Origin of the sequence: Citreimonas sp. (assembly GCF_042096055.1) — a bacterium.
Lineage (GTDB): Bacteria > Pseudomonadota > Alphaproteobacteria > Rhodobacterales > Rhodobacteraceae > Citreimonas.
The window spans coordinates 3,295-9,412 of the sequence record NZ_JBELMH010000047.1 but is presented as its reverse complement, the minus strand read 5'-3'; the positions used below and the strand labels follow the sequence as shown (position 1 = coordinate 9,412).

The following is a 6,118-nucleotide window of genomic DNA, read 5'->3' as shown; positions in this document are numbered from 1 at the left end:
TATTCGCGCAAGGACGCGCCGGTGTCGCTGTTCCGCGTGGCGGTCAAGGCGGTCGGTATCGTGCCCAAGGCCGAACCCGCGCGCACCGAACCAGAGACCTACACGCCCGAGGCCGCGCAGCACCGCAAGGTCTGGTTCGACGGCACGGCGCACGATGCCGCGATGTACGAACGTGAAACGCTGACAGCGGGCGCCACCTTCCGCGGCCCGGCCATCGTCGAGCAGCTGGATTCCACCACCGTCGTGCCGCCCGGCATGACCGCCGAGGTGGACGCCTACATGAACATTCTCATTCACACGAAGGCATGAAAAATGACCCAGATTCATGACCAACTCGATCCGGTGACATTCGAGGTTCTGAAGAACTCGTTCATCACGTCCGTCGACCAGATGGCCGAGCAGATGCTGCGCACCTGCTATTCCTTCGTGATCTACAACCGCGACTTCTCGAACGGGCTGCACGACGCCGAGGGCAACTCGGTCGCGCAGGGCAACCAAGACATCGCCGTGCATGTCGGCACGCTGCATTTCACCTGCAAGGACGTGATCCGCGTCTTCGGCGGCGAGATGATGCCCGGCGACGTCTACGCGATCAACGACCCCTACGCGGGGGGCACGCATTTCAGCGACGTGCGGCTGGTGCGACCGATCTTCGACGACGACACGCTGATCGGGTTCTCGCAGTCGAACGGTCACTGGTCCGACCTCGGCGGGTCGGTCCCCGGCTCGTTCGACGTCAGCGCCCGCGACATGTTCCGCGAGGCGGTGCGCATCACGCCTGTGCGCCTGTTCCGTGCGGGCGAGTTCTGCCACGACGTGGCCGGCATGATCGCGGCGAACACGCGCGATCCGGCCTCGATCATCGGCGACATCCATTCGCAGGCCCAGGCCACCCAGGTGTCCGAGCGCGAGGTGCTGCGGCTGGTCAGGAAATACGGCCGCGATCAGGTGCTTCAGGGCATGCGCGAGGTGCAGGATTACGTCGAACGCTCGGTGCGCCAGCGCATCGCCGCGCTGCCGGACGGCACGTGGGAGACGGTGGATTACATCGACCGCGACCCGGGGCAGGGCGAGGGTATGATCCCCATCCACATCAGGATGACCATCGCGGGCGACCGGATCCACTACGACTTCGCGGGCAGCCATCCCACTATCGCGTCGATCTACAACTCGGCGCCGGGGGCCACGTTCTCGGCCGTGGTGGCGGGCATGAAGACGTTCTTCCCGGACCTGCCGCTCAACAGCGGGTTCTACCGGATGATCGACATCTCGGCGCCCGAAGGCAGCGTCGTCAGCGCCCAGTGGCCGGTCGCGGTGACCGGGTTCCTGATGCCGTTCGAGAAGATCATGAACGCGATCTTCGAGATGTGGTCGCAGATCATGCCCGAGCGGGCCATCGCTTGCGCGTTCAACCTCGAATACCTGCTGGCGGGCGGGCGCGACCTGCGGTCGCCGGACAAGCCGATGTTCATGTTCTACGAATGGCTTCCCGGCGGCTGGGGCGGGCGGAACGGCAAGGACGGCTCGGACGTGACGACCGCCTGTTTCGGCACCGGCCTCATGTCGCAGCCCAACGAGGGCAACGAGCGCGTCAACCCGACCCGCACGACTGAATTCCAGATCCTGCGCGACAGCCCGGGGCCGGGGAAGTGGCGCGGCGGGGCCGGGGTGCAGAAGACCTCGATCCTGCTGGAAAGCGAAAGCGCCGTGATGTCCTACATCTGCGACCGAGAGCGCGCGGTGGTCTGGGGGATCGAGGGCGGCCTGCCGTCGATGCCGCATGGCCTGACCATCCGCCGCAACGGCGAGACCGAGGCGAAATGGCTGGGGTCGGTGTTCTCGGACTACCCGGTTCACACGGGCGACGAATTCGCGCGGCCCACCGCCGGCGGAGGCGGCTTCGGCGACCCGCTGGAGCGCGACGTCGATAAGGTGCGCGAGGACGTGATCGACGATTACGTCTCGGTCGAGCGCGCGGCGCGGGATTACGGTGTTGTCATCACTGAGATCGACGCCGACCTGTGCGAATACGAGGTCGACACCGCCGCCACCGAAAAGCTGCGGGCCGAGATCAGGGCCGCGCGCCTCGACTGGGCGCGCATGGACCCGCAGCAGGTCGCGGATCTCTACAAGTCCGGCGAGATCGACGCGCTGGACGCGGTGCGCCGCTACGCCGTGATCCTGGAATGGGAGACGGGGGACTTGCTGCCGAAGACCACCGCGCAGTTCCGCGAGACCTTCGAGCGTCGCAGCGTCGCGCACTGGATCTGACGCGTGGACGTATCCGCATGCATCGTCAACGGGCCGTCCGAAAGGGCGGCCCTTTTTTGCGGCATCGTTCAATCGGCGTAGTCACGCCTCGTCGCCCAGATGCATGAAGTCGCGGAAGGCCGAGGCGGCGCTGCCCAGCGGCACGTTGGCGGGCCAGGCCAGGCCCACGTCCATCGTGGGCACCTTGTCTGCCAGTGGGATCACCTCGACCCGGCGCCCGTCCAGCGACCACGGCCGATAGACCATGTCCGACAGGATGGTGACGCCCATGCCGCCGGCCACGAAGGAGCGCACGGCCTCGACCGACGAGGTGCGCAGAATGGTGTTCGGACGATGCGCCGTCTGGTTCCAGTAGCGCTGCGCGGTGTTGCTGGCCTCGTCGACGGTCAGCATGATGTACGGCTCCCGCGCGACGTCCGCCAAGGTGACGTTCGGCTGCGACAGAAGCGGATGCCGCGAAGCAAGCCACAGGCGGCGGCGCGACTGGCGCAGCGTCTCGTATTCCAGCCCTTCCTGGTCGACGATGTTCGAGGTCAGCAGCACCGCGAGGTCGAAGTTCCCGGACACCAGCCCGTCCTCGATGCGCGCGCGCGGAGCCTCGGTCAGTTCGACCGCGACGCCGGGGAAGGCGTGCATGAAGCGCTCGATGAAGGGCGAGATGAAGTAGCCTGCGACCGTGTAGGTGATCGCGAGACGCAGCCGACCGGTGATGTCGTCGCGCTTGCGGCCCGGCGAACGGACGGCCTCTTCCACCACCGACATGACGCGCAGCGCGTGATCGAGGAAGATATTGCCCTCGTAGGTCAGGGTCACGCCACTGCCGTGGCGCACGAAAAGCGGTACGCCGATGATGTCCTCGAGCTGCTTGACGGCATTGGTCAGGGCCGACTGCGAGACGTTGAGTTCACGGGCCGCGCGGGACACTTGGCCTGCATTCGCGACGGCCGTGAAGTAGCGGATCTGGCGCAGCGACGGCTCTTTCATTTTTCCGATACCTTCATTCCGGGAAATCGATTACGCGGACCATTGCGCGACCTTGACCTAAGGTCATTCATTAGGACGATTGCTTCAGGGACCGCTTACAGCCCATTGCAACGCCTTCCGAAACGGCGCCTCACCCCGTCGTTCAGACTGCACAATCCAACGCTCTGCTGCATCTCATTTCTCGATATCTTTGCGCCGATATTCGAATTTTACAATATCCGCGCCTTCCCTCTAAGCTTTCGCCAAATCGCCGGTCGCGCATCGGTCGACGGTTCCGGAACAGGCTTGAAGGAGGCGGCCCATGCGGGCGGACATCAACTGCGACATGGGCGAAAGTTTTGGCCTCTACCGGGTCGGAAACGACGAAGGCATCATGCCCTACATCACGCAGGCGAACGTCGCCTGCGGGTTCCACGCCTCGGACCCCAACCACATGCGCAGCACGGTCGCGCTGGCCAACCGGCACGGTGTAAAGGTCGGTGCGCATGTCTCGTTGCCCGACCTGCCGGGGTTCGGGCGCCGCGAGATGAAGATCGACCGCGAGGAGATGGCCAACATCGTCCTCTACCAGATTGGTGCCCTCGACGCCTTTCTGAAGATGGAGGGGATGGAGTTGAGCCACATCAAGCCGCATGGCGCGCTTTATGGCATGGCCGCGCGTCAGCGCCCCATCGCCGAGGCGGTGGCGGATGCGGCCGCAGTCTACGGCGTGCCGGTGACCGGCATCGCGGGCACGCTGCACGAAGAGGTCTATACCGAGCGCGGCGTGGGCTTCCTGCCCGAGTTCTTCGCCGACCTCGACTACAGCGACGAGGGCGGGCTGATCATCACGCGCGAGCACGAGGCGGTGGAGCCCGAGCTAGCCGCCCGCCGCGCGGTCGAGGCGGTGCGCGACGGCAAGATGACCACAGTGGGCGGCAAGACGCTGCCCGCGAAGGCCGAGACCGTCTGCATCCATTCGGACACGCCGAATTCGGTCGAGATCGCCAAGGCGGTCCATACGGCGGTGAGCAAGCTCTAGGCCGCGCAGGCGAGCCGGTTACAGGAACAGGAGAGACCCATGGCGCACGCGATCAAGAGCCCGATACCGGGCACGTTCTTCCGCAAACCCTCGCCCGAGGAACCGCCCTTCCGCGAGGTCGGCGATACCGTCGCGAAGGGCGACACCATTGCCCTGGTCGAGGTGATGAAGACCTTCCACGAGATCAAGGCCGACGCGGACGGGACCATCGCCGCCTTCCCGGTCGACGACGGCGATCCGGTCACGGCGGGCACGACGATCGCCGAGCTCGAGTGACGATGGCGGCGCGCAGCATCGAAACGATCCTGATCGCGAACCGGGGCGAGATCGCCTGCCGGATCAACCGCGCGGCGAAGGCGCTGGGCATGCGCGTGGTGCAGGTTGCCAGCGAGGCGGATACCGACAGCCTCGCCGCGCGGATCGCGGACGAGGTCAAGGTGATCGGCCCGCCCTCGGCCGCGAAATCCTACCTGAACACCGACGCCATCCTGACCGCCGCGCACGAAAGCGGGGCGGATGCGATCCATCCCGGCTATGGTTTCCTGTCCGAAAACGCGGATTTCGCCGACGCCGTGGAACGCGCGGGCTTCGTCTTCGTCGGCCCGACCGGCGACACGATCCGGCTGATGGGTGACAAGGCCGCGGCGCGCGAACAGGCGCGCAAGGTGGGCGTGCCCACCGTGCCGGGCAGCGACGGCGTGATCAACGACATGGACGCCGCGCTGACGATCGCGCGCGAGGTCGGCTTTCCGGTGATGATCAAGGCCTCGGCCGGCGGCGGCGGGCGTGGGATCCGCATCGCGCAGGACGCCGAGACATTCCGCACCCTCGCCTCGCAGGCCGCGAACGAGGCGAAATCGGCTTTCGGCGACGGCGGCATCTACATCGAGAAGGTCATCGAGACTGCCCGCCACGTCGAGGTCCAGGTGCTGGGCGACGGCAGCGACGTGGTGCATTTCTACGACCGCGAATGCTCGCTTCAGCGGCGGCGGCAGAAGGTCTGGGAAGAGGCACCATCGGCCGCGCTGGACGATGCCACCCGCGAGCGGCTTTGCGATGCCGCGGTGGCGCTGGCGCGCTCGGTCAGCTACCGCGGCGCCGGGACGGTCGAGTTCCTCTACGACGACGAGACCGAAGACTTCCACTTCATCGAGATGAACACCCGGATCCAGGTCGAGCATCCGGTGACCGAAATGATCTGCGACACCGACCTCGTGGCCGGGATGATCCGGGTCTGCGGCGGCGAGCCGTTGGGCCTGACGCAGGCGGACATCGCGCGCAACGGCCACGCGATCGAGGTGCGGCTGAACGCCGAGGATCCGGCAAACGGCTTCATGCCGTTCCCCGGACAGGTCAGCGCGCTGCGCGTGCCCGAGGGTGAGGGCATCCGCTTCGACCACATGCTCTACGAAGGCTACGCGATCCCGCCCTTCTACGACTCGCTGCTGGGCAAGCTGATCGTCTGGGCGCCGGACCGAAAGGCCGCGATCGCGCGGCTCGAAGCCGCACTGCGCGATCTCGAGATCGGCGGCCTGCCCACCACGGCGCCCCTGTTCACGGCGCTCGCGCGGAACGCGGACGTGCAGGCCAACGCGGTGCACACGCGCTGGCTCGAGACATGGCTCGAGCACGCCGCCGACACACTCACCGATCAGGGAGAGACAACGACATGAGCCGGTACACTTTCGGAGGCGACGAACACATCTTCGTCGAGGTCGACGAGGAAATGTCGCTCGAGGCGTTCTTCACCTCGCTTGCCATGACCAACGCCGTGCGCGACGCCAAGATCGACGGCGTGACCGAGATCTGCCCGGCGAACGCGTCGTTCCAGATCAAGTTCGA

At 66.2% G+C, this 6,118-nt stretch carries 5 protein-coding genes and 2 pseudogenes; 6 read left to right on the top strand and 1 reads right to left on the bottom strand.

What is annotated here, in order from left to right; genetic code table 11:
• Both ACFDTC_RS11480 and ACFDTC_RS11475 read left to right on the top strand, forming a co-directional pair.
• Positions 1–309, top strand: a pseudogene (locus ACFDTC_RS11480) (hydantoinase/oxoprolinase family protein); the annotation flags it as partial.
• Positions 310–312: 3 nt separating this feature from the next.
• Positions 313–2,271 carry a hydantoinase B/oxoprolinase family protein gene (locus tag ACFDTC_RS11475; RefSeq protein WP_375259014.1) on the top strand — a complete coding sequence of 653 codons (1,959 nt, stop codon included), beginning with the start codon at positions 313–315 and terminating at the stop codon, positions 2,269–2,271.
• An 81-nt stretch (positions 2,272–2,352) separates the two neighbouring features.
• Here ACFDTC_RS11475 and ACFDTC_RS11470 read toward each other — a convergent pair whose 3' ends face one another.
• Positions 2,353–3,255 (bottom strand): LysR family transcriptional regulator, encoded by a 903-nt coding sequence (locus tag ACFDTC_RS11470; protein WP_375259013.1) that lies wholly within the window; start codon positions 3,253–3,255, stop codon positions 2,353–2,355.
• 301 nt (positions 3,256–3,556) lie between these two features.
• Here ACFDTC_RS11470 and pxpA point away from each other — a divergent pair, with 301 nt between their 5' ends.
• The 4 genes and pseudogenes from pxpA to ACFDTC_RS11450 form a co-directional block, all read left to right on the top strand.
• The gene (gene pxpA, locus ACFDTC_RS11465; RefSeq protein ID WP_375259012.1) at positions 3,557–4,276 is read left to right on the top strand and encodes a 5-oxoprolinase subunit PxpA; all 720 of its coding nucleotides are present in this window, start codon (positions 3,557–3,559) and stop codon (positions 4,274–4,276) included.
• A gap of 39 nt (positions 4,277–4,315) precedes the next feature.
• Positions 4,316–4,552 carry an acetyl-CoA carboxylase gene (locus ACFDTC_RS11460; RefSeq protein ID WP_375259011.1) on the top strand — a complete coding sequence of 79 codons (237 nt, stop codon included), beginning with the start codon at positions 4,316–4,318 and terminating at the stop codon, positions 4,550–4,552.
• 2 nt (positions 4,553–4,554) lie between these two features.
• Positions 4,555–5,949, top strand: a complete 1,395-nt coding sequence (locus tag ACFDTC_RS11455) for an acetyl-CoA carboxylase biotin carboxylase subunit (protein WP_375259010.1) — start codon at positions 4,555–4,557, stop codon at positions 5,947–5,949.
• Positions 5,946–6,118, top strand: a pseudogene (locus tag ACFDTC_RS11450) (allophanate hydrolase); the annotation flags it as partial. The gene ACFDTC_RS11455 and the pseudogene ACFDTC_RS11450, both read left to right, overlap by 4 nt.